This is a genomic window from Rhodococcus sp. DK176 (assembly GCF_038447315.2).
Lineage (GTDB): Bacteria > Actinomycetota > Actinomycetes > Mycobacteriales > Mycobacteriaceae > Rhodococcus_F > Rhodococcus_F jostii_A.
Map to the genome: position 1 here is coordinate 783,868 of NZ_CP118321.2, position 26,944 is coordinate 810,811.

Below are 26,944 nucleotides of genomic sequence, written 5' to 3' on the forward strand. Positions count from 1 at the left end.
CAGGCGGCTCGGATCCCCGGGCATCCACCGAAAGGGTTACCTCCGATGCTCTACTTCATCTCGATCGCGGCGTTGATCGCCCTGTTCGCGATCGGCACCATGACACCCATCAACATGGGGGTCTTGGCGTTCGCCGCCGCCTTCGTGATCGGCGGCTGGCTGTCCGGACTATCCATGGACGACATCTTCGGGTTCTTCCCCGGCAGCATCTTCACCATCATCGTCGGGATCACCCTGCTGTTCGGAATCGCCCGGGTCAACGGCACCGTCGACCTGATCGTCGCCGGGGCACTCAAACTCGTCCGAGGCAAACGCTGGGCCATCGTCTGGCTGATGTTCTTCCTCGGCGCCGGCCTGATGACGATGGGCTCGGTACTGGCAGTCGGGATGCTCGCCCCCATCGCCATGCCGATCGCCAAGCGCTACAAGATCGACCCCCTGCTGATGGGGATGATGATCAGCCACGGCGTGCTCGGTGCCGCCTTCTCCCCGATCACCGTCTACGGCGCATTTACCAACGGTTGGCTCCAGTCCGCCGGCCTGCCCACCAACCCCCTCGCCCTGTATGTCATCCCCCTCGGCCTCAGCTTCGTACTCGCACTCGGCCTCTTCCTCGTCCGCGGCCGTGACCTGCTCCGCACGGACGACCAAACCATCGATGTCGACGACCTCGCCGCCGACAACCCCACCATCGCAGGAAGTCCCACACCGCAACCACGCGGCGGCGACCTCGTCACCACCGGAGCAAACACCGGCCAGCACGGCACCTCCGCCAGACACGGTGCCGGCCCCATGGTGCTGACCACCGAATCGCCGCAGCCCGGACGCGAACCGGACCGGCTCGAGGAAATCGAATCCACCGGATTCACCCCGCTGCGTGTCCTCACTCTCCTCGGCATGGTCGCCCTGCTCATCGGATCCGCCGTTTTCCAGATCGACGTCGGCGTGTGCTCTATGGTCATCGCGGCCATCCTCCTCGTCCTCGCACCCAACAAGCACAAGCCCGCCGTCAACAACGTCACCTGGTCCGCGGTACTCCTCGTCTGCGGAATGCTCACCTACATGAGCGTGCTCAAGGCCAACGGCACTCTCGAGTTCCTCGGTGACGCGGCAGCCTCCCTCGGCTCCCCACTCCTGACGGCCCTGATCCTCTGCTACGCCGTCGCCGCCGTCTCCGCGGTCGGTTCGTCCATCGGAACCCTCGGCATCGTCCTCCCCCTCGCGGCACCGCTACTGATGATGGGCGAGGTCGGCCTCATCGGATTCGTCGCCGCCGTCTCCTTCTCCGCAGTCATCGTCGACGTCAGCCCCCTGTCCAGCAACGGCGTCATGGTCCTCGCCAACGCCCAGGTCCCCGACCGCGACAAGTTCCAGCGCTCCCTCTTCAAATACACCGGGTACGTCGTCCTCGTCGCCCCCATCCTCGCCTGGCTCCTCGTCGTCCTCCCCACATCTGTTTAGCCGCAGGACCCCAATCCCTCTGCGATACCCAAGCGCCGGTCACTTCCAGTGGCCGGCGCTTCATCGTGCGGAGCGCACCGAAGAGAGTCCGCCGCCGCACAGCATCCCGCGGCGGTGCACCATTCCGTCGAATGGTTTCCGAGCGCCGCCTCCGCCCTGTTCGATGCCCGGCGATCCATTCGGGCCGCTCGGCCGGGATCCGCCGCGCCTCGATCATCGTCTTCGAGTTCGCCGACGCGCATGGGGCGACCTTCCAGCTCGGGGCCCGGATACGACCATCTCAAGTCCACCACACTCGCCTGTCCGCTTAGCCCAGAATGCCCGCGCGGATCCAGGTAGCGGGTGTCGAACCTTCTACTCGGCGGTGTTCCTACTCGGCGTGTTCGGCGAGCATAAGCATGAACCCTCTGTGTCCGTAGCGGTCGATGATGGGCAGACCCAGCCCGGCATGGGGACGATCCACGCCGACGACGAACCCTCCACCGTCGTTTCCGACCACATATACGGGGTAATCCAGGGTCGAAGCCGCCGGGTTCAATGGCCCGCGTCGCGGCACCCGGCACCGGTACTCCTCCCCGACACCTCGCCGGCACTCCCACATCACAAACCGGGGACATGTCATCACGCCAGGTCACAGCACCATCACAGACGAAACGGCCCCTCCCAGGGGGCGGGCAGACGATCGTTCTCGACGGTGGCGTGCAGGTCGCTTGGCCGTACCCAGAGCTCTGAGCATCTGTCCAATCACGCTGCATCGGGTCGGAGGCGGCCCGTCGCCATTCCGCACGGCGGACATTGCCTGGACCGCCGCGCGAATCGAACTCCAACTCCTGCGATGCTGCATGCCGGACAGGAAGGTTCGACCTACGGCGCCAGCCTTCGACGTGGCTGTGGCCCCTCCCGGCTCTGGTCGAGCCGCCATGGAAAACCGCGCCGCGGCCACAATCTCATCCACACCGAGAGGACCGATAGAGTCCATGCTTCGGTCTGAGCCTTCAAGCACGATTCCCTACGAGCACGCTCGATCGTGGCTCCTGGTGTCTGCGGCAAAACCTGAAGCTTTCCCCGACGCAACCAGCAGTCAGGCTGACGTTGTAGTCCTTGACCTGGAGGACGGTGTCATCGCCGCGAAGAAGGACCCAGCACGCGTACCGCCGGTGCGGCGGGTGTCGCTCTTGTCCTACGTATCTGGGTCATGCCGGTGCGGATGTGGCCCGTTGACTGGGAATGGGTGAGGTCTCCGGTAGATGGTTTGGCTACCAAGACGAAACTGATCCCGGAGACTTCGTGACCAGCATAGATGGCCGGCGATTGTTGGTCGATCGGATTCTGATGGGTGGTCATGACCTCGCAATGCGCAGCCACGGAACAACAACTCCATTGCTGCGTCGGTCGTGAAGGGTCGGCCGTAGCAGTTCGGTCGAGGTTAGTGTGCAGATATGGAGGCGCTGGAGCCGGCTCACGGTGCGGAGGCCGGAAGGGGTATTGCTGCGTATTTGCTGGCGAATGTGTCCAGCCTGGCTGACGACATGCTGAGGTATATAGCCGAGCGAATACCGGAGGTCGGCGGGGATGCCGAGCTTCGCGGCCTGACCCTGGGATCGTGCTCGTCGAATCTCGAAGCGGTACTTTCGATGGTTCGTCATGGGATCGACGTAGCGGCTGCGGAGGCGCCGGTAACGGCGCTCGAACACGCGCGCGCAATGGCATCACGCGGGCACAGCGTCGATGTGATGCTGCGGTTCTATCGGTTGGGTCATGAGTACTTCACCGAGAAGCTTTCCGACTCACTCACTGACTGGATCGAGGACCCCGCTGTCGCGTTGAGGACGTTTATCGATCTCGAGCGCTTCGGATTTCGATACATCGACCGCATTTCCAGTCTGGTAGCTGCCGAGTACGTCGCTGAGCTCGACCGACGCCAGAACCAGGCAAGAGCGGAACGCGCCGATCTCGTGCGGGCACTGCTCGCTGGGGAACGCGTCGACATCGCTCGTGCCGAACGTGTGCTCAGCCACCGGTTCACCGGTCGGCAGATCGGTTTCGTGTGCTGGGTCGACGACCGCGGCGTCGACCTCGAGGGATTCGCTCGGCAGGTTGGAAGGTTCCTTGGGGCCGGTCACTCACTCGTCGTGGCGGACGGCCCGCTCGCGGTGTGGGGATGGGCATCGATCACGGGGGACGTGAGAACTTCGCTCACGGGCATGGCGACTGAGTTTCCCGGCGAACGCGAAAACGTTCACATCGCGGTGGGCTCACCCCATCCGGGGGCAGCCGGTTTCCGCACCTCCCACCTCGAGGCTCTACGCACTCGCCGAATCATCGAACTATCCGGTCGCGCGGCGCCATCGATCACCCAGTTCAGCGATGTTGCGTTGGTAGACGCCATCTCGCGCGACCTGGATGCGGCGCGGGCCTTCGTCGCCGCTCAGCTCGGTGCTCTCGCACGGGACGACGCGAAAGAGCGCAGCGAGCGCGCCGCGCTCCTGGCTGTTCTCGACGCGCAGGGGAGTCTGGCGACCGCAGCGAGCACCTTGGGAATCCACCGGAACACGGTCCTGCAAAGGGTGCGTCGTGCCGAAGAGCGCAGGGGCCGGCCCGCAACGATCAACATCGCCGAACTACACGCAGCGCTGACCGTCTGCAATGTGCTGGGGGCCTCGGTGTTGCACGGGTCAGAGCCTCGCTGACCCGTGCCCGAGCACGGAGAATGTGCTGACAGCACACCGGAGAGGGCTGGGAAGGCCTTGTCGACCGATACCGGCCGGATCTAGGTTGTGAGGAATCTCATCCCGAAGCGCGAAGGAGGAGTCCGATGTCGACTACGACTCGAGCACCCCAACCCCAAACAGCGGCCTCGGAGCACTCCTTGCCTGATCCGGGCGAGCAGGTTCCCACGCTGTCCTGGCCGATAGTCGGCATCGGCACATCTGCGCTTGCGCTCTTCGGCCTCTCGACCTGGGCCGCGCTCACCGACACGTTGCCTGCGATCGCCACCATCGCCGCGAGCTCCGCAGCAATCTTCGTCCTGTTCACCGTGCTGCACGACGCCTCGCATTACTCGATCAGCTCACATCGCTGGGTCAACGTCGCCTTCGGTCGCGTGGCAATGTTCTTCGTCTCGCCTCTGATTTCATTCAGATCTTTCGCGTTCATCCATATCGAGCACCATCGCAACACCAACGACGGTAAGTCCGATCCCGATCACTTCGTCAGCGCCTCACCCTGGTGGCAGCTGCCCATCCGCTTCCCGGCCATGGACCTGCCATACATCAGTTTCCTGGTACGCAACCTGCGTCGCCGACCACGCGCCGAGATTCTCGAAACGGCGTCGTTGATGACCCTTTCGGTGACCGTCATCGCCTCGGCCGCCTTCACCGGACATCTGTGGACGCTCGCGCTGATCTACCTGATCCCCGAACGGGTCGCGATGTTCGTGCTCGCCTGGTGGTTCGACTGGCTACCCCACCACGACCTCGAAGACACCCAACGCGAGAACCGCTACCGCGCGACCCGCAACCGCGTCGGCTCAGAATGGATCCTGACTCCCCTGCTCTTGTCGCAGAACTACCACCTGGTCCACCACTTACACCCCTCCATCCCCTTCTACCGCTACGTCGCGGCCTGGCAACGCAATGAGGCCGCCTACCTCGAGCGCGACTCGGCAATAAGCACCGTCTTTGGGCAACAGCTCGACGCCACGCAGTACCAGGAGTGGAAACGCCTCAACGGCACACTCGCTGCACTGCTCCCAGTCCGAATGCCGCCTGCCTCCGCGGCAAGCCATGCCAGCACCCACCCGATCCCTGTCAAAAGCGTCGAGCCGCTGACCCCAGACAGCGTCAAAGTCACTTTCGACGTCCCCGATCACCTCAGCGACCAGTTCCACTTCCAGGCCGGCCAACACCTGACCGTGCGACACCGCATCGGCGGACAGCAGGTGCGACGAAACTACTCGATCTGCACCTCCGCCACCTCGGGAGAACTGTCGATCGGAGTACGCCACATCCCCGGCGGGAAGTTCTCGAGCTTCGCGGTCGACACGCTGCGAGCCGGTGACGTCCTGGAACTGATGACCCCCACGGGTAGCTTCGGCGCACCCCTCGATCCACTCGCCCGGCACCACTATGTCGCGGTAGCCGCCGGGAGCGGCATCACGCCCATCCTGTCGATTCTGCGCACCACCATGGAGATCGAGACCGAGAGCCGCTTCACCCTCTTCTACGGCAACCGAACCGCAGAGTCGACCATGTTCGCCGCCGAACTCGACGAGCTCGAATCCCGGTACGCAGACCGGCTACGCATCTTCCACATCCGCTCAGCCCAGGCGCACCACCCCGCACCTCTTCGCGGCCGTATCGACCTGGCGATGGTTCACCGCCTCCTCGCCACCGACCTCACGTCGATCGATCGGTGGTACCTGTGCGGCCCGAGCGAACTCGCCACCACCATCCGCGATGACCTCGCAACCGAAAAGGTGCCGACCGAGCGGATACACCTCGAACTGTTCCGCGGCACGAACCGACCCACGCACGTCGAGAACTTCCCCGCCTCCGAAGTGACCATCACGCTGTCCGGCGCGAACCACACCGTGCAACTCGCCCCCGGTGAGACCGTCCTCGAATCCGCGCTGAAAAACAACATCGACGCCCCCTATGCCTGCCTCGGCGGCGCGTGCGGCACCTGCAGAGCCCGAGTCACCACAGGAGCAGTATCGATGGAGCAAAATTTCGCACTTCACACGGCCGAGACCGAGGCCGGCTTCATACTGACCTGTCAATCCCACCCCACCACACCCACAGTCGCAGTCGACTACGACAGCTGAGCAAACACATACGCGAACACCGCGAGAAGGCCGCACGGGCCACCGGCGCCGCCGTCGCCAGGGCACCAGGTGGACCGTGGCCGGAAACTTCTGACGGTTTGCCTCGGTCAGCGGCGGGGGTGACCGCCGGTGAATCCGGTTCACACATAGCGTCATCGACCCGGCAACGTCATATCGAGTGCGGCCCGCTCCCCTGGCGGGCCGCACTGTGACACTCGCATCGCAGTGCGCCAGCGTACGATGACAATCCCCGACCAGCGACATCACAATGAGAGATCGCGGCCGATGATCTCTTTCATGATCTCGTCCGATCCTGCCCAGATCTTGGTCACTCGAGCATCCATCCCGCGCCTTACGCGAAGCTGGTCTTCGAATAGGGGCCACTTTCGTTGCCGGCTACTCCTTCGGTGTCGAGCGGGCACAAGTCCTCGCGAAGTACATCGAGCTGAGCGACGCCTACGACGGGACTGTCCGGTAATCGGTTGATCTGAGTCTGGCCCACGCCGAGCTTTGCTTGGCGGGAAGGCGGAATCATGACCGAGACACTCGATCCTATGGATCAGACGAAGATCGATCACCAGAAGTTGGCGCAGCAACTGCTGGCGCAGGGCAAGGCTGACGGCGTGGAACTGGTCGGACCGAACGGACTACTCAACCAACTCACAGCGAACGTGCTCGAAACCGCTCTCGAAGCAGAGATGGAGGAGCACCTCGGCTACGAGAAACACCAGATCGAAGGAAGAAATGGAGGGAACTCCCGCAACGGCAGACGAGCGAAAACGGTGCTGACGGAGATCGGACCGGTCGAAATCCAAGTACCCCGTGATACCGATGCCTCGTTCGATCCCCAGATCGTCAAGAAACGACAGAGACGGCTCACCGGTGTCGACGAGATCATCTTGTCGCTCTCATCGAAAGCCTCACCACAGGTGAGATCGTCGCCCATTTCGATGACGTCTACGGCGCCTCGGTGTCGAGGGAGACGATCAGCAAGATCACCGACAAAGTCCTCGCGGAGATGGCCGAATGGTCCGTCCGGCCCCTAGACCCGGTGATCTTCATCGACGCCATCCATGTCAAGGTCCGGGACGGTCAGGTCACGAACCGGCCGATCTATGTCGCGATCGGCGTCACCGTGAACGGGGAACGCGACATCCTGGGGCTATGGGCCGGTGACGGTGGTGAGGGATATGGAACGAGCACAGGTTCGTTTCCGTAGTTTCGTGCTGTTACCTGAGGTTTTCCCACTGATTGGCGTGTCGTTAATCTTCGAGGTATAAGCCCGCGAGTTAAGGTGTTACCGCCCAACGCTAGGTGCGAGGAAGGCGTGCGGTGGGTGACGAGCGACTGCGGGTGATCTCGGGCGACGTCGCACCGGGCGTGGCAACGCGAGATCCGCAGTGTTTCCAGGCCGAATGTGTGGAGGCGTTCGTCGCGTCGTGGACCGCGCGTGGATTCGCGGAATCGACGATCGCCAATGACGTCGGTGTGCTGGAGCGGATGCTGGCGGCGCTTGGTCGGCCGGTGTGGGAGGTGACCGCCGCCGACGTCGATAGGGTGGTGGGCGAGCTGGCCAGCTCGGGTCGATCGGTGTCGACGCGGCGGAACTATGTGCAGGTGTTCAAGGGCTTTCACCGGTTCCTCGAGGTTCGCAAAGCGGCGGAGATCGAGGCAGCGTTCGGGGTGCGGCTGGCCTGTCCGCTGGACGAGTTCAATGCCGCCCGCCACGTCGGCGACGACTCGCCAACCGCGAACACGCCGCCGACGGCGGAGCGGGTGGCGGCATTCTTCGAGTTCCTCAAGGCGCGGATCGCGACCGCGCGCAAGTATGGCCCGGCCGCGCGGGACTACGCGTTGTTCCGCACGCTGTATCACGCCGGAGTGCGCGCCGAAGAGGTCGTGATGCTCGACCGCGGTGACGTGCACTTCGGGCGAGGCACCTTCGGCAAGCTTCATGTGCGCTTCGGGAAGGGCGCCAAGGGATCCGGGCCCCGGCCACGGTGGGTGCCGATGTTGGACGGGCTGGATCTGGTGTTGCGTTGGTATCTCGATGACGTCCGTGGCCGGTTCCCGGACAGCTCGGTGCTGCTGTGTGACGAGTCCGGCGGCCGGATAGCCGCGGCCACGATCCGTAACCGGTTGCGGCACCTGATGGACGTGGAGGGTCGGCCCGAAGCGGAGTGGTTCAGCCCGCACGGTATGCGTCGCGCGTGCGCCACCCACAACTACGAGCGCGGCGTGGATCTGGTTGCCATCCAACAACTTCTAGGACACTGGACGGTCGCGTCGACCATGCGGTACGTGCGCCAACCCTCGGGAATTGCATCAGACGGGTGCGTTTCCGCAGGTCACCTGCTGACCGCCCGACGGTAACAGTTTCGCGGGTAGGCCGGACACGCCGCTTGAGCTGGGACGCTTGCCCAGCGACTCCGTTAGATGCATGATTCATGCGCTGGAGGGTCGCGGGTGGATCGTGGTCAGGAGGCGGCGTTGAGGCGTGGTGATCTGGCAGGTGCGGCACATCTGGAGTTGGTTTCTGGAGTGGCGCAGCTGCATCCGGAGGATGCGATGTTCGAGGCGATGCTGCGTGGGTGGCGGGCCCAGCAGACGGCGCGAGGGCTCCAGGAGGGGACGATCGCGCCGCGGGAACGGTTGGTGCGCCGGTTCATCTCGTTCACCAACGAGTATCCGTGGCGATGGGGTCCGGCGCATGTGGACGAGTGGTCGCTGTCGATGACCGGTGAGTTGCAGCTGGCGCCGTCGACCATCCGGGGTTATCAGACGGATCTGCGGTTGTTCAGCGAGTACCTCTGCGATGGCCGCTACGGGTGGATTGCGGCGTGTCAGCGGGAGTTCGGGCCGCAGGTGCATCCGGTGGCGATCGTGCACGAGTGGAACACCATCGCGCACCTGAACAGCTACGAGGGCCGGCCGGAGGCGCGCCCGTTCACGCGGAAGGAGCTGCAGCGGTTCTTCGATTATGCCGACGACCAGGTGGAGCGGGCAGTGCGGGCGAAGCGCAAGGGTGCGCTGGCCGCCTACCGTGATGCGACCCTGTTCAAGGCCGTCTACGGGTGGGGACTGCGCCGGACGGAGACGTCCAAGCTGGATGTGGTCGATTTCGGCCGCAATCCGCACGCACCGCGGTTCGGTCGTTACGGCATGCTCAACGTCCGATACGGCAAGGCGAAGAAGGGGCAGCCCCCGCGGCGGCGCAATGTGCTGTCGGTGATGGACTGGGCGGTGGAGGCGGTGGCCGATTACGTGGAGAACGTGCGCCCGCGATTCGGGTTCGACGACCATCCGGCGTTGTGGTTGACCGAACGTGGTGGCCGGATCAAGCCGGTGGAGATCAACGCCCGTTTCGTCGCTTATCGTGACGCCTTGAAATTGCCGAAAGCGCTTGTACCCCACTCTATTCGTCACTCGTACGTGACCCATCTCACGGAGGATGGGGTTGACCGCCGGTTCATCCAATCGCAAGTCGGCCACGAATGCGACGGTTCCACGGCCATCTACACTCACGTCAGCGACGATTTCATGAATACCGCTCTACAAAAAGCCCTTTCACCGTTGTTTGGTTCGACCGACCCCGCACACGAGGACCGCACGTGACACCGAAATTGGACTACCGCTGGAATCTACGCGCGGTGATGGCCGAGCGCGGGATGTTCGCCACCACCGACTTGATCGAGCCGCTCGCGGCACGAGAGATCGTGCTGTCGTCGAGCCAGGTCTACCGGCTCGTCGTCGAACGCCCGGAACGATTGAGCCTGAAGGTGCTGATGGCACTTCTGGACATCCTCGGCTGCGGGATGGACGACCTCATCGAACCCGTCGCGGCGGCCTCGGCCGCCACCAAGCGCAGGAAGGTCGTTGGCGGCAACGCCGGAGTTGGGGACCTGCGCCCGAAACGAGCCCGGGTCCGCGAGACCGGTCACCGGTGAGCACTGTGGATCCGAAGCGGGTGATCAGTGATCCGGTCGGGCTGATCAGCGATTTGGTCGCGGAAGCCGACCCGGGCCTGGACCCCGGCCGGGCCCGAACGGTGGTCGTCTCCACCGTCGGGGGCCGGGCGAAATCGCGGCGGATCGCCGCGGCGCTGGTCGCGCGGCCCGCGGTGTTGGCCGACGGGCGGTCCCCGGCACCCCGCGCGATCGGGGATCTGCTGTTGGCGTTGCGCAAGGCCGGGGCAACCGCGATCGCGGCGCCCTGCTGCGCCGATTGCGGAAAACAGCTGCGTACCCTCATGCGTCGTGGACAGCACTGGTACTGCAGTGTCTGCGAGCAGAACACCGCAGCCTGCGCCGGTTGCGGGAACCTCAAACAGGTTCGGTCACATGACCGCGACGGGCATCCACGCTGCGCCCAGTGCCCGGACCCCGACGATCGTGACCCGATCGCGGTCATCCACGCCGCCGTCGCCGCACTCGATCCGGCCGTCCCGCGTGATGCCATCGCTGGCGTTCTCGACCGCTGCTGTCGTCAGCGCGGCTACCAGCGGCGGGTGGCCTGGGCGTTGGAAGCCGACCCTGCCCTGCTGACCGGCGAGGGGCATCGTGCGCCGCTGCGAGTGATCCCGCGGCTCGTCGAGCACCTGCACGCGAGCGGCGTCCGCGGAATCGTGCTGCCGACCTGCCCGGGCTGCGGCCGGCAGGTCCGCATCGACAAGCCCCTGGACGGTCAGCGGGTCTGCCGCACCTGCATCGCGCACTCCCGCATCGAAGAATGCGCTCGCTGCGGCGCCCGCCGCGAGCCGGTCAGCAGGGACGAGCACCGGCGCCCTATCTGCGCCAACTGCTTCTGCACCGACCCGGCCAATCTGGAGATCTGTCTCGGCTGCGGACGCCGACGTCCGGTCGGGCGGCGGACCACCGACGGACCGCTCTGCCAGACCTGTCATACCCTCCCGATCAGGACCTGCTCGATCTGCGGCGACACCACACCCTGCGGCATCTCCAGGCGCACCGGCCGACCATGGTGCCCGACCTGCCAACGCCGAGCCGCGGACTGCGGTCGCTGCGGACGCCACACCGCGATCGCCGCCGGCACCCTCACCGAGCCGCTCTGTGACAACTGCGCACCACCACCCGCCTGGCGGGACTGCCCCACCTGCAGCGACCCCGACCACCCCACACCGGGCCGCTGCGGGAAATGCTTGACCAATCAACGCCTCTACCAGGTCATGGGTCCGGTCACCGCCGATATGCCACCCGGTCTGCTGGCGCTGCGACACGACATCGCCACCGCCGAACACTCGATCACCGCACAACGCTGGCTCACCAAACAACCCGTCACCACGGTCCTGTCCGACCTCGCCGCGGGCCGCATGCCCCTGACCCACGCCGCGTTCGACACCCTGCCCAGACGTCCCGCCACCGAGTATCTGCGGCACACCCTCGTCGCCGTCGGCGCCCTGCCTGAGCGTGACGAGGAACTCGTGCGGCTGGAACGAACAATCTCCGAGTTCCTTGCCACGCAGCAGAATCCGGAATGGAAGAAGCTGCTGCACCGCTACCTGGTCTGGCATCTGCTGCGGCGGCTGCGCACCCGAAACAACGGACGTCCCACCACCCGGCAGCAGATGCTGCGCATCCGCAGCCACGCCCGCGCCGCCGCCGGGCTTCTCACCTGGCTCGCCACCCGCGGACTCACCCTGGCCAGCTGCGGCCGGACCGACCTCGATCAGTGGATCACCGATCCAGCCGGCGGCTACCGCTACGAGACCGGAACCTTCCTCCGATGGGCCTATGCCAGCAAACTCACCACCGCCTACCTGCCGGCCCGGCGCTGGAATGGCCCGGCCAACCCAATCGACGACGACAACCGCTGGACAACGGCCCGAACACTGCTGCACGACAACACTATCGACTCCGTCGACCGCCTCGCCGGCCTGCTCGTTCTCCTTTACGCCCAAGGTCCTTCCACGATCGCCCTACTGACCGTCGATCAGATCTCGATCACCAACGACAACGTCCACATCAGCTTCGGCCGAACACCGATCCGGCTCCCCGAACCGGTCGATGACCTGGCCCGGACCGTGTTCGCCACACGCAAAGGCCACGCCACCATCGGCGCCACCACTCCGTCGCGCTGGCTATTCCCCGGCGGTCAGCCCGGCCGTCCGATCAGCGCCCAACGACTGAAGCTGAGACTGAACCAGCTCGGCATCCGACCTAACCAGGCACGCAGCACCGCACTGTTCGGCCTCGCCACCCAGATCCCCGCAGCCATCCTCGCCCGAACCCTCGGCATCAGCGTCAGCTCCGCCGTCCGCTGGCAGCAGATTTCCGCTGGAGATTGGACCACCTACGCCGCCAACATAGCCGACAGGAGGGGGCATTCGGACAGTTGTGATACCTGACGTCACCATTTCGTCGGAAACGCTCATCGAAGACGCCTACCAACGCGCGATCTCGGCGACGCTGACCGAGTTGACCGGACAGGAGTGAGCATGCAGATCCCGCCAAGCACCGCCCGGCGCGACAACTCAGGGCCACCGACGGCGAACACCTCGGTCGTCATCAGCGTGGCGGGAGAATGTCGTATGCCGGCAGTTGCGTCGTGTCCGTGCAGGATGTGTCCGGCTTCTCCGGATTGTCGAAAAACGACGCGATTATCTCGGCTCCGCACGGTGGCTCTGCATACACACCGTGTGCAGCTCCGGGCACCACCGCGACTATGGATTCCGAGAGATCCTTCGCGATGTAGTCGCCCCACACCGCACCGGTCTGCCCGTCGTAGGTACCCGACAGCACAAGCGAAGGGATGTCACTGACGGTGATGTCTCGGATCGAGTCAGGGGCCCTCGGCACGTCCCACACCTGGCAGGCGTCGCGCAGGAACGGCAGCTGCGGCGCTTGGGCCCGAACGGACTCCGGGAGTTCAGGGAATTCCTTTTCCGCCTGTTGCATTGACTGCTCGACGGTCTCGAACGGGATCCATTCACGGCACCAAATGCTCAGGGTGAGACCCCAATGGAGGACGCCCCTCTCCGGATGCCCCCACACCTCGGCCCACCGCGACGCAATGGGCTGCGCATTCCCGTGTGCGAGCTCATCGACCGTTGAGGGGAACTCTTTCGGTAGATGGGTAGCCACGGGGACAAACCAGTTCAGCAGCATTCCGCCGTCGACGACAACTTTCGTCTCTCCTACACCCTCAACGTTGACCGTCGTGGTGATGGGCTTCGCCTCGAGCTCGTTGACCAGCCGGATGAACGTGGCCCCCAGGTCGGGATAGCGCTCTTTGCATGCCCGCTGGTCCTCGCACGCCTTGACCATGTTGTCGAATGCTTGGCGAGCGCTGGCCCAGGTCCACCCCAGGGCAGCAGCCGATGGAGGCGTCACTCCGTCGAACACGATCGACTCGATAGCGTCGGCGTCTTGACGCATGTAGATCAACGCAAGATCGGTACCGTACGAGTGGGAGAACACATTCCACCTCTCGAGGCCGAGTGCCTTGCGTAAGTCGATCAGGTCATAGGTGCTCTCGGTCGAATTGAATGCCGCGAGGTCAACGGTGGGATCCAGGCGGTCGTGGCACTCCTTCACCGCTTCTACGTACGCATCCCGTGTGGACTCGGCGTTCCACGCCATTCCGATCCTGTGGGCGAAGAACTCGAAAATCTCCGGGCAGGGCAACGGCGAGCTGGACGTTATGTTGCCGCGCTGTCCCATCAGGATCAGATCGCGATCACGGTTCAGCGGCACGTCCGGGTTGACCGGGGGATCGGTGACCGCATCCTGACCGGGCCCGCCCATGAGAAAGACGATCGGAGCCTTGGCCGGCGGCTGCGTTTCCGACGGAACGATCGCAACTGCCAAGCGCAAGGATCCGCTGTCTTCTCTGGTGCGGTTCACCGGTACCGACAATTCCCCGCAGCGAGCATTCTCCAGCAGTGGGACCGGATTTGGCGTCTTCGCGCACGGACCCTCGACAAACTCCGCCGGCGGATGCGCCACAGTCGTCGGTGGCGCACCGGACGGATCGGAATTGCTGCTACACGCTGAGCTGACGAGAATCGAGACAAACGCTATCGCCGTTACCTGGTTCACAAACCGCATGTCAACCACCCTGAAATGGCGACCGCCCGAACCTTGTGTTCGGGCTCGGCCCGAGTATTTACTCGGATAAATCCTGGCACACCCATAGCAGTGGGAGCGCCGTTACCGGCGAAGCGGCCACACAGGCCGCTGAAATCGCGAGGGCAGCATGCTACCCAGCCATCACCATGCCCCCCACCCTCGGTGCGACAATCGCCGCCCTCGTCGAAGTCGCCGCCCTCACCGGCGCCAACACAGGTCCCGACGAGCCGGCGACAGCGATGTCGACGTTCTCCACCCTCGGCGTCCCGACCCGAGACCACGCCGCGACCGCCCACGGTCCGAGTGCCCGAGCCACTCCCCCTGCGAGCGGCGCGGCTCATCGACAACACCCCCGACCTCGCACACCAAGACTGCCCACTACCACCAGAGGTCACCGAGGACGCCCGACCCCACCCACAGAAAGCACTGAGCGACGACGCCGAACAGCTCCGGGCACTGAACCCCGACACCGGCCGACGGACCGGCCCGGGCCTGTGGGCGGTTCCCGACGATCCATCGTGAACACACCGTGACTGTCGCGGGCCGCATTCGTGAGCTGCAGAAACGATCGTTTTCCGACACCCACTCTGACCCGCGGGTTTGGTTGTGACTCAAGGCGATAAGTGGCATCGATTTCGCGGCTTTATATGGCGCTGCCTGCCGGACTCGCGGAGCCGCTGCTGGTCGTGTGAATTGGGATTGGGCTTGCAGGACGAACGGAGGGAATCGGGGCCACCTCCGTTCGCTGCGGCGGCGACAGAATGTGCGAGGGGCACCTTCCCGGTCGACGGCAAAGTATCGGTGAGCGCCAGCGTCGTGGAAGGAGAGATGGTTCGGGCGGTGAACCTTCTTGGTTGGCGCGCCACTGGCCGTGAAGCAGATACGCACAGCTGAGAGTTCGGCGAATTCAGTTGATGCCCTTCGCCCACCATCCGGATGGCGGGGATGCCGTCTCCCAGCGTGGCGCGTAGTGCTCGAGGAATATCTGCCCCACCAATTCCCCGCGGCTGCGCACCCCGGTCTTGTCGAAGATCGACTTCATGTGGTCTTGAATTGTGTAGACGGATAACGACATTGCGTGCGCCATCTCCCTTGTCGATCGCCCTTGGATGCACAGCGCAGTGAGATGACATTCGCGTTGGGACAGTCCGTAGGCCATGGCAATGACGGGCGCGATCTCATGCGGCGTCGCGGGTTGGATGATGACGGCGGTGCGTCCGTCTTCGACGCCGGAAAGCCTGGTCCCGTACAGCAACAGCCAGGCGCCGGATCGCGTGCGTACCCGCGAGCGCGCGGCAAGTTCCAGCGGATCGGTGCCCGGTTCGATCGCCCGCGCCCGGGCCGCGATGGCTTGCACGACCTTCGATTCGAACGGCGTCGACGGCGCCGGGACCTCGACAATTTCGTCGATCCAGCGTTCCGCGGCGGGTGAGACCGATTCCGGGTTGCCCGCGGCGTCGAAGACCACCACGCCGGGGCCGTAGTCCACGGTCGTCACGGCGGCCTCGACCTTGTGGAGCATCGAATGTCGCAGACCGGTCGCGAGCGCGGGCGCCAGCGCGGCGATTGCGCGGACGTGCTCGGCGGTGTACCAGGGCGCGCCCGCATCGCGCAGAAATGCCGCTGCACCCCAGTAGACCCCGTCCGACACCAGGGAGACCCGCAGCTCGTCGCCGATTCCGTACGCCTCGTGCGAACGGTGCCGTGCACTGCGGGACAAATCTCCGTGGGTATCCAGACTAAGTGCACCCGCCAGGCGGCCACTGTGCGCAAGAAACGCCCACTTGTCGACGTCCTCGACCTCGTATTCGTAGTGCGCCAACCAGGATCCGGAACACCCAACGTTCCGGTTGACGCTGCCGGTGAACAGGATGGTGCCCGGGTCGACGGTGTGCCAGCAGCAGCGGTCATGTGGGATCACCGCGCGCAGGGCCTCGCTCATTCGCGCGCTGTACCCCACCCAGTCCAGCTGGTCGGCGGCGGCACGCGAGATTTGATCGCGGACGCGTGGCAGCAAGCTCTGCGCCATCTCCGAAGTGTATCGCAGCAGGTTAGGGCTGCCTACCCCAGAAATCTGGGTGAATTCCCCAGGATTCAGGGATATGACGCAGAACCGACAACGACGACGCTGGTTGCATGACGATGACAGCCCATACCTCCGCCGAAACCGACCACGACCTGCCTAGCCCGGAGCCGATCATGCAGCTGGCGTCCGGGTTCATGGCCGCCAAACACCTCTTCGCCGCCAGCGAACTCGGCTTGTTCGAGGCGTTGGGCGAGGGCCCCACCGACCTGCATGGCCTGGCCGCCCGCAGCGGGCTTACTGCCCGAGCCACCCGGATCAGCGCCGACGCCATGGTCGCGATGGGTATGCTCGAACGCCGAGGCGAACAGTATGTCAATACCGAGACGGCGGCCGCGTTCCTCGCCGGCGGATCGCCCGCCGACCTGCGTCCGCTGCTGCGGTTCTGGGACAAGATCAGCTTCCCGGCGTGGGAAGACCTGGCCGGCGCACTCGCCCGCGGGCCGAAACGCCAGATCTTCGACCTCGACGCCGCCCTGCAACCCATCGCCTCGATCGGTATCGAGGCGTTTTCGGCCGGCTCCTCGCTCGCCCTGCCGGACACGGTCGATCTGTCCGGCAGTCATCGACTCCTCGACATCGGCGGCGGCACCGGCTCCTGGTCCATCGCGGTGGCGCGCCACTGCCCGCAACTGAGCGCGACCGTGTTCGAGCTGCCGGCGGTTGCCCAGACCGCGCAGGACCGCATCGCGTCGGTCGGGATGGAGGGGCGAATCGACGTATACGCCGGCGACGCGATGGCCGACCCGCTGCCCACCGGATACGACGCCTTCCTGGTCGCGAACCTGGTGGATTACTGGTCGCCGGAGCAGAATCGTGCGCTGCTACAACGCATTCGCGACGTCGCCGCACCCGGCGCCACGCTGCTGATTGCCGACTTCTGGACCGACCCCACCCACACCCAGCCGGTCGCGGCCGCCCTGATGGCGGGCGAATTCGCGGTCCACCTCGAACACGGCGACGTCTACAGCGTCGGAGAAGGCATCGCCTGGCTGCAGGACACTGGCTGGCGCTGCCGCGACCATCGCTCGCTCACCGGCCCGATGAGCGTCATTGTCGCCGAAACCGCATGAAACAAGACAACACCCAAGGAGCACACGATGAGCGAGCATCAAGTCGCAATCGTCGGTGCCGGCACTTCCGGGGTCGCGGCGGCGGTGGCCCTCGCCGACCGTGGCATCAACCCGTTGCTGATCGACCGAGCCGACCAAGTCGGTTCGTCGTGGCACTCTCGTTATGACCGGCTGCGACTGAACACCGGCAGGCAGTTCTCCCACCTGCCGAACCGCCCCTACCCCAAGGGCACACCGACCTTTCCCACGCGGGAACAGGTGATCGAGCATCTCGAGCGGCACGCACGTGCGGACGGGATCGAGCTGCGCCTGGGCTGCCCGGTGGAACGGCTCGACCTAACGGACGGGCACTGGCGGTTGACCACCGCTGCCGGTTCGGTCGACGCTGCCGAGGTGGTGGTCGCGACCGGCTTCGATCATGAGCCCTTCGTCCCGGACTGGCCCGGACGCGGGGACTGGCGGGGTGCACTGGTTCATTCCTCGCAGTACCGGAATCCCTCGCAGTACAACGGGAAACGGGTCCTCGTGGTGGGAGCGGGCTGCTCGGGCATGGAAATTGCCTACGACCTCGCCACCGGAGGCGCGGCAAAGGTCTGGCTTTCGGCTCGCACGCCGCCGAACATCATGCTCCGCCAAGGACCTGGTGGCATACCGGGAGACTTCATCGCGACGCCGCTCTACCATGCCCCGGTCCCTATCGCGGACGCAATCGCTCGGTTCGGCCGGGAGAGGAGCATCGGCGACCTGCGCGAGTTCGGATTACCGATCCCCGACGAGGGGATCTTCGCCCGCAGCGCCCGCCTGGGCGTGGCACCGGCGATCGTCGACAAGGAGCTCATCGCCGCGATCCGAGACAGGTCCATCGAGGTCGTTCGCGGAGTCGAGTCACTCGACGCGGACAGCGTGTGGCTGGTGGACGGTGTGCGAATCGACCCGGAGGCGATGGTCTGCGCGACGGGGTTCCGCCAGGAACTCGAAAAGCTGGTCGGGCACCTCGGCGTACTGGACGAGCGAGGTTGGCCGCACGCCACCGGTGAAAAGCCGGCCGCCGAGAGGTTGCGTTTCATCGGGTTCGTGCCCAGGCCGTCGCAGATCGGATTCGCGGCGAAGCAGGCTCGCCGCGCGGCCCGAGCGATCGCGCGGGAACTGCGGTGAGCGTCGGCAGTAGGATTCTCCCGCCCTGCCCCGGCGCTCGAACAATGGCGGGTCTGCGCGGAGATGGCCGACCGGTCAGATCCCCCCACACAAACGGTTGTTCATGAGACATCACTGACCGGTTGACGTTTACCCAGGTCGGATGCGTAAAGAACACCGTGTACGGAACAACGTCACGTTGTCGGGGCTACGCGATACATTCCCCGATGTGAGGATCAGGTACGGCCGAGTGTCGACGCGGGATCAGCGTCCCGAGTCGCAGCATGATGCGTTGACCGCCGCAGGGTGCGATGAGATTTTCATCGACAAGGCCTCCGGGAAACTTGCGTCGCGCCCGCAGCTGGACAAGGCGCTGCTGTCGACCGCCTCGGCCGGTCGCTGGAGCACTGTCCAAGCTGCGGTGACGGCGCACAGCCCACCAGCACCTTGCCCGCTCACACCACTTCACCATCACCCAGATCGACGACGCCGCCGATCCTGTCAGACCGGGAGTACCCACCGACCGTCCGCCCGAACAGGTCGCGGGACCCAGGCGGCGACGTCGTCGAGCAGCATCTGGTCGAAGTAGCGCAGTTTGATGCCGTGGCCGCCGGCGCCGATCCCAGTCTGACCGGTGTGGAACAGGGCGAGGACCCCAGCCGACTCACGGAACGGGCGACGCTGACGGCGCAGGCACCGCAACCGCACCCGGCCGATCTCGATGAGGCGATCGGATTCTGGACCTGTTCGATCAGGGACGCGACCCGGTCGTCCGTAGCGGAAGGAGTCCTGAGCTCATTGCTGGTAGTTCTCGACTTCCGGGATCGGACGCGGGGCCGCACCGTCGGGGTCTTGCCCGGAGTCCTGGCGGGCGCGGCGCTGGCGGAGCAAGTCCCAGCACTGATCGAGTGCTACCTCGACCCGACGGAGTTGGTCGCGTTCCTCGCCGGGGGTCAGTTCGCCGGCCTGGACCCGGTCCCGCAACTCATGCTCGCGGGCGATGAGGGACTCGATCTGCGCGAGAGGGTCTGGCTGATTCATCACATCTCCGTCGTTTCGGTGGTTGCCGCACTGATCGTCGAGTGCTGGAATCGGGATACCCCGGAATAGACCAGCGAAATCTGTCAGCCGTTCGGTGGAACGAGGCACCGCGGGTGCGGCGACTGGGCCCGGCTTGACGTCCCGGTGCAGGATGGCCGCCCGGTGCGCAGTCTCCAACGCCCCCGCCAACTTTACGCCGATCCGGACCACCTTGCCCCAGGCCATCGGACCCTGCCGACGCACAGCCGCGTCCAGAGAGCCCCGTTGATGATGCTGCATCACAATGAACGGGCGCCCCGTCGAGGGGAGGATGTCGTCCCGCACGATCTTCCGAAACCCTGGGTTGATCGCAGGCTTGCGGCAAGAACATGTCGAGATCCCGGCACCGGCTCCGTCCCAGCATCGAATCGGCAAGACAACACAAGACAACAATTGGAGGATGGATCCCATGGCACACGTACAACGTTTCGACCACATCGGCATCACCGTCGCGGACCTCGACTCGGCAACGGCGTTCTTCGTCGGACTGGGCCTCGAGGTAGAGGGCACCGGATCCGTCGAGGGCGAATTCGTGGAGACCGTCTGCGGCATCCCCGGCGCGCATTGTGAGATCGCGATGCTGCGGCCGCCCGACGGAGGATCGCGGCTGGAGCTCGCGACCTTCGTCACGCCCGACCACGTGCCCGGATCGCCCACGGCGATGGCCAACGAGCTTGGGCTGCGCAACGTGTCCTTCGAGGTCGGCGACCTCCAGGCGGCCGTCGATGCGGTGGCTGCGGACGGGTACGGGCTCATCGGCGGCATCGGTGAGTACGAAAACAGCGTGCGGATGGCCTACGTACGTGGGCCCGAAGGGATCATAGTGTCCCTGTTCGAGCAGATCGGCTGACGCGCGTGAGCGTTGCCCACGTGTGTCTATTCGAGGACCGTACGGGCGAAGGCCTCAGCGAGGACCGGTGTCTCACGGTAGTCGGCCGCCGTGTGATTCGACCAGTAGGCGGTCTCGTACTCTGCGGGTGGGACGTGGTCGATCTCGCCGTGCAAGCGGCGGTGATTGAACCAGTCGATGTGCTCAGCGACCGCCCACTCGACGTCTCCAACGCCTCGCCAGCCCCCGTGCGGGCGCATCACGGGATTGCGAATGCACTCGACCTTGAACAACGAGTTGAACGCCTCCGCCATCGCGTTGTCATACGAATCTCCCTTGGAACCAAAAGAAGACACCGCGTCACACTCGTCGAGGCGCTCGGTGTATCGCACCGCTCGATACTGCACGCCGCGGTCGCTATGGTGAATCAATCCGGCGACGTCCTGGCCGACCCGTCGGCGCGCCCACAACCCAGTATCCAAGAGGGCCAGGTCGGTCCGCATCGACGTCGAGACCTGCCAACCGACGATCATCCGGGAGAACGCGTCGAGGATGAACGCGGCGTCCACCCACCCCGAATGCGTGCGAATGTAGGTCAGGTCCGCCACCCACAACGTGTTGGGCGCGTCGGCGACGAACTGACGCTGGACCCGATCCGCCGGCCGCGGAGTCTCGGCTCCGTCACTGTGCGTGATCTTCCGCCCTTTCAATCGTGGTATTCCCTGTAGCCCATCGGCTTTCATCAATCGTTCCACGGTGCACCGGGCCACCGACGTCCCCTCTCGTTTCAGACTGGCGTGCACTTTGCGGGCCCCATACACCCCGAGATTGTCGGCATGAACTCTCCGGATCTCGGACAGAACCTCGCGATCACGTACGGCACGTGCCGATTCGGTTCGCTGGGGACTCAGGTGAGCTCGGACTGTGGACGGAGCGATCTGGGTGGCCTTACCGCGCAAGACCGCGCAGATCGGATCGACTCCGTGCTCGTCGCGGTGAGCAGCGACGAACTCCACGATCAGCGCTGTGGGCGGTCGATGTCCGCCGCAAAGAAAGGCGAGGCCGGCTTGACCCAAGTCCGTAACGCCTCGGGGTGCACACCGAGCTGATCGGCGATCCGCTTGATCGCTCCCGGCCGCGTCGCCGGATCCTGGCGGGCCTCGACCGCCATCCTCGTTGCTCGATCCTTCAGCTCAACGCTGTACTTCCGTAGTGCTGCCATGCTCTCCATCCTTCACAGGTTGGAGAGCCTCCGACAGACCCGGGGCGATTCAATCGTTGAACACGCCGTGACCTCATAATATGAAGCGAGGCTGCTGGCGTGGGCCTCTTTACTCGGGACCCAGGAGCGCTCCGCCATGAAGAACACCGTCTCGATCGAGATCGCCCTGCCGCGGGAGACAGTGGTACAGCTGCTCGCCGAATCGGCACACCTGCCGAAGTGGCTGCGGGGTCTGGTGCTGCACGAGCCGCTGAGTGGGGTGCACGGACAGGTCGGTACCACATCGCGGGTCGTGATGCAGATGGGGAAGCAGGAGATCGAATGCACCGAGACCATCACGCGTCGGGAACCGGAAGACCTGCGCGGGATCCCGAAAGGGAGCGTCGTTCACTTCGACCGCGAGATCGTCGGCGAGGGCATGTGGAGCGCCGTGCGCGACCGGCTGACCGAAGTCGGTCCGGAGATGACGCTCTGGGTGAGCGAGAGCGAATACCGGTTCAGCGGCTTGCTGATGCGGCTGGTGGGGCTCCTGATGCCCGGCGCCTCCCGCAAGCAGTCACAACAGCACATGCAGGACTTCAAGGCGTTCGCCGAGCAGGGAAAGGACGTCCGCGAAGCGAAGGACTGATCTACGATCAGCGCTCGTCTCCCGAAGAGTGGGGAGAAGCCGGACGTGACGGCGGGCCGACCACTGTCGGGAACGTGCTCGGGGCGGGGTGGAGCGGCAAGGATGGATGTCGGAGCCTGTGTAACGAAGCCGAGCGTGAACGGCCCCCGCTGAGTATCGGCTTGTGTACGAGCACCCGCGCCCCATACGCGCCCCACAGCTACCCGGAATCGAATTCAGTTGTTCCCCAATGCAGGTCAGCGCGGGTATTGCCCCTGAATTGCGAGTGCCTCCGGATTCACACCCTCACTCCACGTGAGCCGCACCCAAGCCCTGCTACGGGGACCGGCCGGCCGGGATGGGATGGACACCAGCACCGATGCCCGGCGCAGCCCTAGGCCAGCCCGGTCGCCTCTGCCTGCACTCGAAATGGCGTCCGTCTTGGTCGGCGCGTGTTCGCTTGGATCCTCACCACAGGAGAGTGGGCCACTGCCAGCACCCGGAACGGGAGTTTGCTGCCCGTGGACCCACGAAACACTCGGGGGTGTCCGGCCGCAGGAGCGCCTTGACCGCCGCGTTGCCGCAGGAATTCAACGCAGTGAAATGAACACGGGCCTCACTCTCCCTCGACGACGTGCGTCCATCTGGACGTGTGCAGTCGTCTTCTGAAACTGACAGGCTGAGCGCCGTTCTGCGGTGATCTGGTCCGTTCTAGCCATCGTCAGTTGGACAGCTACCCAAGATGCGACCGTCCCGCTCGATCACGCGCACATCCAGCATGACTTCGCCCTCACCGAGCACTACTACGTATTCGTACTTGCGCCGATCATCCTCGACCCGGTCAAGGCGATGCTCGGTCTGAGCACAGCCGAAGCAGCAACGAGCTACCGGCCCGAGGTCGGCACCAAGATCATCCTTGTCCCCCGCGGCGGTGGTAAGCGACGCGAAATCGAATGCCCGCCGCTGATGTACGTCCACATCAACAATGCGTTCGAGGATCGTGGCGATGTTGTGGTCGACCTTGTCCGGTACGACGACTATCACGACTTCTTCGATCCCGCGCGCGACTTCCGCGCTCCTGCCGTGATCGGCGGCTACGCGTCACGGCTTCGCGTCAGCAAAGGCAGCAAAGTCACTGTCGAGGACTTCAGCGGCCAGCGAACCGAACTGCCGCAACATGATTGGCGGTGCGCCTCGCGAACCTATCGGTACGGCTATCACGGCACACTTGATTCACGCCCCGATGCCTCGAACCGTGTCGTCAAGATCGACACCGACACGGGGCGACATCTGGAGCACGTATTCGAACCGGGCGACGCGGTCGGCGAGCCGATCTCCGTGCCCCGCTCGGGCACCGCAGCCGAGGACGGCGGCTGGCTGCTGACCGTCGTCTATCTCGCTGCCGAGCACCGCTCCGCCTTGGTGGTTCCCGACGCCCGCGACCCCTCCCGCGCACCCATCGCCGTCGCCAGGTTGGACCGGCACTTCTTCCCCGGATTCCACGGCAGCTTCACCAGTCGAGTGACGGCCTCATGATTTGGACAGAATCGCGCGTGCGTTCTCTCCGCATGAGATTCCAACCCGTCGTGGAAACGAGCGCCCCGATTGCGGCTCCGAAAAGAGGGCCACCAACGACCAGTCCAATCATGTATCGGTCAACCGAGACCTTGTCGCTCCGTATCGAATGGAACTCGTTCGGCTGGTAGCTGGCCGTGTAGATCGTGAACGGCTGGGAGGCGTACCACCACAAGACGGCAGCACCTACGAGTCCACACACTAGGCCGAAACCGGCGAAGACCCAGAGTGTGACCGCCGCGAAGCCGGACGACAAATACACACCGATTCACGTCGGCGGCTCACACGGCAACTTCCCCCGCTTCACCGCGTCGACCAACGTCGCGTGGTCGCGTTCGGTCTGATCCGCGTACGCGTGCGCGAACCGGCTCAGTGCGACGTCGAGCGTGTCCGACTTTCCGACGTAGCCGCCGATCATCGACGCACCACTGGTCCGCGCGTGGCCCTTCGCGAGCAGGCGCCCGCAGATGCCGGCGTAGTCGGTCAGCGCTGCTGCGCTGAGGTGGTCGATCGGGACCGCGCCCTTCATGTTCCGGAACTGCCGCACGTAGTACTGCCGGCCCTTCACCGTGGTCCAGCCGAGTAACGGATCGCTGACGGTCTGCAGGGCCTGCTGATACTCGACCACGCGCCGGCCCTGGTGGTCGTGCCAGGCGGACTCGCCGTGAACGAAGCGTGCCACGACGGATCGACGTGCCTGCTTGAGCTGCAGGAACACCACGTCGTCGACACTGCTCCCTTCGCACAGCACGACGTAGGCACGTAATCCGACGCTGCCCACGCCGACCACTTTGTGCGCGACGTCGACGACGGTGTAGCCACTGAGCAGTCGTGCCCAGTGGCTGGGCAGCGTGGTGAGGTATTCGTCGAGCCCGGCGGCGATTTGCTCGGCCTCCGCCTCGGACACCCGGGTGATCAGCGGCGGCTCCTCCACGATGCGCCGGCCGGTTTCGTCCTGCTCGGTGAATCGGGGCAGCGCCCGGTCGCTGACCCGGCGCCGAGCCCGCTCCGCGGCGCGGGTGATCTCGTGGCGCAGCGACTCGTCCGACGCCGTCGTCTGCAGCCGGTCGAGGTCGAGTCGCTCGAACGAGCGCGCCAGCAATGGTTGTTCCGCGAGCCAGCGCACATGCTCGCGATAGGTGGCGACGCAGGACTGCACTGCACTCTCGCACTGCCCCTCGGTCGCCGAGTTCTGCCGGCCCGCCACCCAGATGCTCGCAGTCAGGCGACGCAGGTCCCATTCCCAGCCGCCGGGATGCGCCTCGTCGAAGTCGTTCAGATCCAGCACCAGGTCGCGCTCCGGCGAGGCGTAGAACCCGAAGTTGCCCAGATGCGCGTCCCCGCAGATCACCGGCTGGATTCCGGTCGCCGGCAGCCCGGCGAGGTCCTGGGCCATCACGATCGCGGTGCCGCGCAGAAAACCGTACGGCGAGGCCGCCATCCGCCCCACCCTGACCGGTATGAGCGATTCCACCCGACCTTGGTGCGACACACCGATTTGATCCACCACATCGGGGCGATCGTCCGGTGCGCGCCACTCGCCGAGCGTGGACCGCGGTGCCTGCTTACGCAGGCGTTTGCCGAGCGCGTACCGCTCCGCCCTCGGCGTGGCCCGGCGGCGCAACGACGCGAACGACTGCCCGTCGATGGTCGGCAACACGATGTGCGCGTCCGCGGTTGCTGCGCGCCGACGTGGAGGATCGGGCCGACCACCACGGCGTGCAGCTTGTCGGGGTTGGCCACGTTGCGCATCAGACAACTCGATCACCGTCTCTTCGCTGTGAGCAGTAAGGATGCGTGCAGCATATCGACGGGTCCCTCGCCGAGATCGGCCCAACACCCGTAGAACTCCCTTGGTACCGCCAACGCGTGACGGACCGTCCGCGGTTGGTAGCGATCGTTCAGGTAAGCCTTGCGAGTGACTGAATTGACTGTTCCCGCTGTCGTCGACGACACCGTGCGCGCGGACACGCCTGGCTTGGTCGCCACACCGAGCCACAGCGCGTAGTCGCGAATCGCGGCCGATGTCGCGCGCTGCCACGGCACGCCGACTATCCGAAGCCATCGCCAGCACCGACGTATATCGAAGGCGTAACTGCGCACGCTACCCGGCCGATTGCCGAGAGCCGAGAGCCGAGACCTCGACCAGATACCGACGGATCGGCTCGATCGCTCCGCCGACATCGTCCACCAACAGCCACGGAGAAGAACGAAAGCCTCGACCACCGAACCCCACCGCTCGAGTTCGAACCGTAAGCGATCCACCATCCACGCCGCGCTAGTTGTAAGCCCTGTCGATCAGTTCGGACAGGGTGTTGCAGCGCCGTGCGCGTCGCAGTACAGTCCATGTTATCCGTATATCTGTCGAGCAAACTGTAAATACGTACGGCGGGAGCTTTGGTATATGGCCTCAACTGACGACACCCAGACGCGATCGCGCGTAGGTCCGACCATGAGTGAGCTGTATATCGGCGTGATGCGTCGGGTCGGTCACTACCGCTGGTTCTCCCTGTTCATGAACTACGTCGGCTCACGGGGAGACCGGGCACTGATCCGCGGGAGCCGAGGCCGGCCCTCCCTGAGCGGACCGCAGCTCACGACCCTGCTGCTGCTGACGACAGGCAGAAGAAGCAAAGATCGAACGGTTCCGCTGCACTATGTTCGCGATGGCAAGAATCTCGTCGCCGCTTGCGAGAACTTCAGGCTAGAAGCGGCCTCCAGTTGGCCGAAGAACCTGCTCGCCGACCAGGCACGTATCGAAATCGGTGGCACCGCTGCAAACTATCTGTCGCGACCCGCTACAGAGGATGAGGTCGCGCGCAACATGCCGAGGCGGCGCGGGATGTGGCCCGAGCATGACAACCACATGAAGCGAAATGGGGTGCGCCACTCGATCGTCTTCGAGCCGATGAATGCGGGGACTTGAGTGCCAGCCCAGTTACGTTGCGCTGCAACAGCAAATGACCAC

The 26,944-nt window shown here is 65.0% G+C and carries 20 protein-coding genes, 4 pseudogenes and 1 other annotated feature; of the genes and pseudogenes, 17 read left to right on the plus strand and 7 right to left on the minus strand.

Annotation, left to right across the window (positions count from 1 at the left end):
- Positions 1–45: 45 nt before the first annotated feature.
- The 4 genes from PSR88_RS03650 to PSR88_RS03665 all read left to right on the plus strand — a co-directional run bounded on the left by PSR88_RS03650 (position 46) and on the right by PSR88_RS03665 (position 6,286).
- Positions 46–1,461, plus strand: coding sequence for an SLC13 family permease (locus tag PSR88_RS03650; protein WP_016884886.1), 1,416 nt, complete (start codon positions 46–48; stop codon positions 1,459–1,461).
- A 977-nt stretch (positions 1,462–2,438) separates the two neighbouring features.
- Positions 2,439–2,696, plus strand: a complete 258-nt coding sequence (locus PSR88_RS03655) for an aldolase/citrate lyase family protein (protein WP_148228369.1) — start codon at positions 2,439–2,441, stop codon at positions 2,694–2,696.
- Between the two features lie 204 nt (positions 2,697–2,900).
- Positions 2,901–4,151, plus strand: a complete 1,251-nt coding sequence (locus PSR88_RS03660; protein ID WP_016884888.1) for a PucR family transcriptional regulator — start codon at positions 2,901–2,903, stop codon at positions 4,149–4,151.
- 125 nt (positions 4,152–4,276) lie between these two features.
- On the plus strand, positions 4,277–6,286 hold the full coding sequence (locus PSR88_RS03665) for a fatty acid desaturase (protein WP_029539779.1): 2,010 nt from the start codon (positions 4,277–4,279) through the stop codon (positions 6,284–6,286).
- Positions 6,287–6,549: 263 nt separating this feature from the next.
- On the opposite strand, the pseudogene PSR88_RS03670 reads toward PSR88_RS03665, so the two are convergent.
- Positions 6,550–6,639 (minus strand): annotated as a pseudogene (locus tag PSR88_RS03670) (acyl-CoA dehydrogenase family protein); the annotation flags it as partial.
- A gap of 180 nt (positions 6,640–6,819) precedes the next feature.
- On the opposite strand from PSR88_RS03670, the pseudogene PSR88_RS03675 reads away from it, so the two are divergent.
- From PSR88_RS03675 to PSR88_RS03695, 5 genes and pseudogenes are all read left to right on the plus strand, one after another.
- Positions 6,820–7,475, plus strand: a pseudogene (locus PSR88_RS03675) (transposase); the annotation flags it as partial.
- Between the two features lie 143 nt (positions 7,476–7,618).
- On the plus strand, positions 7,619–8,659 hold the full coding sequence (locus tag PSR88_RS03680; RefSeq protein WP_342338057.1) for a site-specific integrase: 1,041 nt from the start codon (positions 7,619–7,621) through the stop codon (positions 8,657–8,659).
- 195 nt (positions 8,660–8,854) lie between these two features.
- A complete protein-coding gene (locus PSR88_RS03685; RefSeq protein WP_342338901.1) occupies positions 8,855–9,901 on the plus strand; it encodes a tyrosine-type recombinase/integrase in 1,047 nt (348 codons plus the stop codon).
- Positions 9,898–10,233 (plus strand): helix-turn-helix transcriptional regulator, encoded by a 336-nt coding sequence (locus PSR88_RS03690; protein ID WP_342338058.1) that lies wholly within the window; start codon positions 9,898–9,900, stop codon positions 10,231–10,233. Before PSR88_RS03685 ends, PSR88_RS03690 begins: the two co-directional genes overlap by 4 nt.
- Complete coding sequence (locus tag PSR88_RS03695) at positions 10,230–12,650, plus strand: hypothetical protein (RefSeq protein ID WP_342338059.1); 2,421 nt, start codon at positions 10,230–10,232, stop codon at positions 12,648–12,650. Before PSR88_RS03690 ends, PSR88_RS03695 begins: the two co-directional genes overlap by 4 nt.
- A gap of 160 nt (positions 12,651–12,810) precedes the next feature.
- Here PSR88_RS03695 and PSR88_RS03700 read toward each other — a convergent pair whose 3' ends face one another.
- On the minus strand, positions 12,811–14,352 hold the full coding sequence (locus tag PSR88_RS03700; RefSeq protein ID WP_029538078.1) for an alpha/beta hydrolase: 1,542 nt from the start codon (positions 14,350–14,352) through the stop codon (positions 12,811–12,813).
- Between the two features lie 324 nt (positions 14,353–14,676).
- Here PSR88_RS03700 and PSR88_RS03705 point away from each other — a divergent pair, with 324 nt between their 5' ends.
- Positions 14,677–14,895: a hypothetical protein gene (locus tag PSR88_RS03705; RefSeq protein ID WP_009473350.1), complete on the plus strand. Its 219-nt coding sequence runs from the start codon at positions 14,677–14,679 to the stop codon at positions 14,893–14,895.
- Positions 14,896–15,280: 385 nt separating this feature from the next.
- On the opposite strand, the gene PSR88_RS03710 is transcribed toward PSR88_RS03705, so the two are convergent.
- Positions 15,281–16,402 carry a helix-turn-helix transcriptional regulator gene (locus tag PSR88_RS03710; RefSeq protein WP_016880668.1) on the minus strand — a complete coding sequence of 374 codons (1,122 nt, stop codon included), beginning with the start codon at positions 16,400–16,402 and terminating at the stop codon, positions 15,281–15,283.
- 107 nt (positions 16,403–16,509) lie between these two features.
- On the opposite strand from PSR88_RS03710, the gene PSR88_RS03715 reads away from it, so the two are divergent.
- From PSR88_RS03715 to PSR88_RS03725, 3 genes are all read left to right on the plus strand, one after another.
- Positions 16,510–17,529, plus strand: a complete 1,020-nt coding sequence (locus tag PSR88_RS03715) for a methyltransferase (protein ID WP_016880670.1) — start codon at positions 16,510–16,512, stop codon at positions 17,527–17,529.
- Positions 17,530–17,556: 27 nt separating this feature from the next.
- Positions 17,557–18,684, plus strand: coding sequence for a flavin-containing monooxygenase (locus PSR88_RS03720; RefSeq protein WP_011593985.1), 1,128 nt, complete (start codon positions 17,557–17,559; stop codon positions 18,682–18,684).
- A 142-nt stretch (positions 18,685–18,826) separates the two neighbouring features.
- Positions 18,827–19,252 carry a recombinase family protein gene (locus PSR88_RS03725; protein WP_202801302.1) on the plus strand — a complete coding sequence of 142 codons (426 nt, stop codon included), beginning with the start codon at positions 18,827–18,829 and terminating at the stop codon, positions 19,250–19,252.
- Here PSR88_RS03725 and PSR88_RS03730 read toward each other — a convergent pair.
- Together PSR88_RS03730 and PSR88_RS03735 are read right to left on the minus strand one after the other, a co-directional pair.
- Positions 19,207–19,320, minus strand: a pseudogene (locus PSR88_RS03730) (4-hydroxyphenyl-beta-ketoacyl-CoA hydrolase); the annotation flags it as partial. The gene PSR88_RS03725 and the pseudogene PSR88_RS03730 overlap by 46 nt on opposite strands.
- A gap of 138 nt (positions 19,321–19,458) precedes the next feature.
- Positions 19,459–19,704: a DUF2630 family protein gene (locus PSR88_RS03735; RefSeq protein WP_081437514.1), complete on the minus strand. Its 246-nt coding sequence runs from the start codon at positions 19,702–19,704 to the stop codon at positions 19,459–19,461.
- A gap of 448 nt (positions 19,705–20,152) precedes the next feature.
- Here PSR88_RS03735 and PSR88_RS03740 point away from each other — a divergent pair, with 448 nt between their 5' ends.
- Positions 20,153–20,593 (plus strand): VOC family protein, encoded by a 441-nt coding sequence (locus tag PSR88_RS03740; RefSeq protein WP_029538082.1) that lies wholly within the window; start codon positions 20,153–20,155, stop codon positions 20,591–20,593.
- Between the two features lie 26 nt (positions 20,594–20,619).
- On the opposite strand, the pseudogene PSR88_RS03745 reads toward PSR88_RS03740, so the two are convergent.
- Positions 20,620–21,794 (minus strand): annotated as a pseudogene (locus PSR88_RS03745) (IS3 family transposase).
- Positions 21,502–21,631, minus strand: a sequence feature (AL1L pseudoknot). It overlaps the preceding pseudogene by 130 nt.
- Positions 21,795–21,930: 136 nt before the next feature.
- Between PSR88_RS03745 and PSR88_RS03750 the strand changes: the two are divergent.
- Both PSR88_RS03750 and PSR88_RS03755 read left to right on the plus strand, forming a co-directional pair.
- On the plus strand, positions 21,931–22,422 hold the full coding sequence (locus PSR88_RS03750; protein WP_016880673.1) for an SRPBCC family protein: 492 nt from the start codon (positions 21,931–21,933) through the stop codon (positions 22,420–22,422).
- A gap of 675 nt (positions 22,423–23,097) precedes the next feature.
- Positions 23,098–23,937, plus strand: coding sequence for a carotenoid oxygenase family protein (locus PSR88_RS03755; RefSeq protein ID WP_016880674.1), 840 nt, complete (start codon positions 23,098–23,100; stop codon positions 23,935–23,937).
- A gap of 307 nt (positions 23,938–24,244) precedes the next feature.
- Here PSR88_RS03755 and PSR88_RS03760 read toward each other — a convergent pair whose 3' ends face one another.
- The gene (locus tag PSR88_RS03760) at positions 24,245–25,636 is read right to left on the minus strand and encodes a DUF2252 domain-containing protein (RefSeq protein ID WP_029538087.1); all 1,392 of its coding nucleotides are present in this window, start codon (positions 25,634–25,636) and stop codon (positions 24,245–24,247) included.
- 792 nt (positions 25,637–26,428) lie between these two features.
- On the opposite strand from PSR88_RS03760, the gene PSR88_RS03765 reads away from it, so the two are divergent.
- Positions 26,429–26,902, plus strand: a complete 474-nt coding sequence (locus PSR88_RS03765; RefSeq protein ID WP_016880677.1) for a nitroreductase/quinone reductase family protein — start codon at positions 26,429–26,431, stop codon at positions 26,900–26,902.
- Positions 26,903–26,944: the final 42 nt, after the last annotated feature.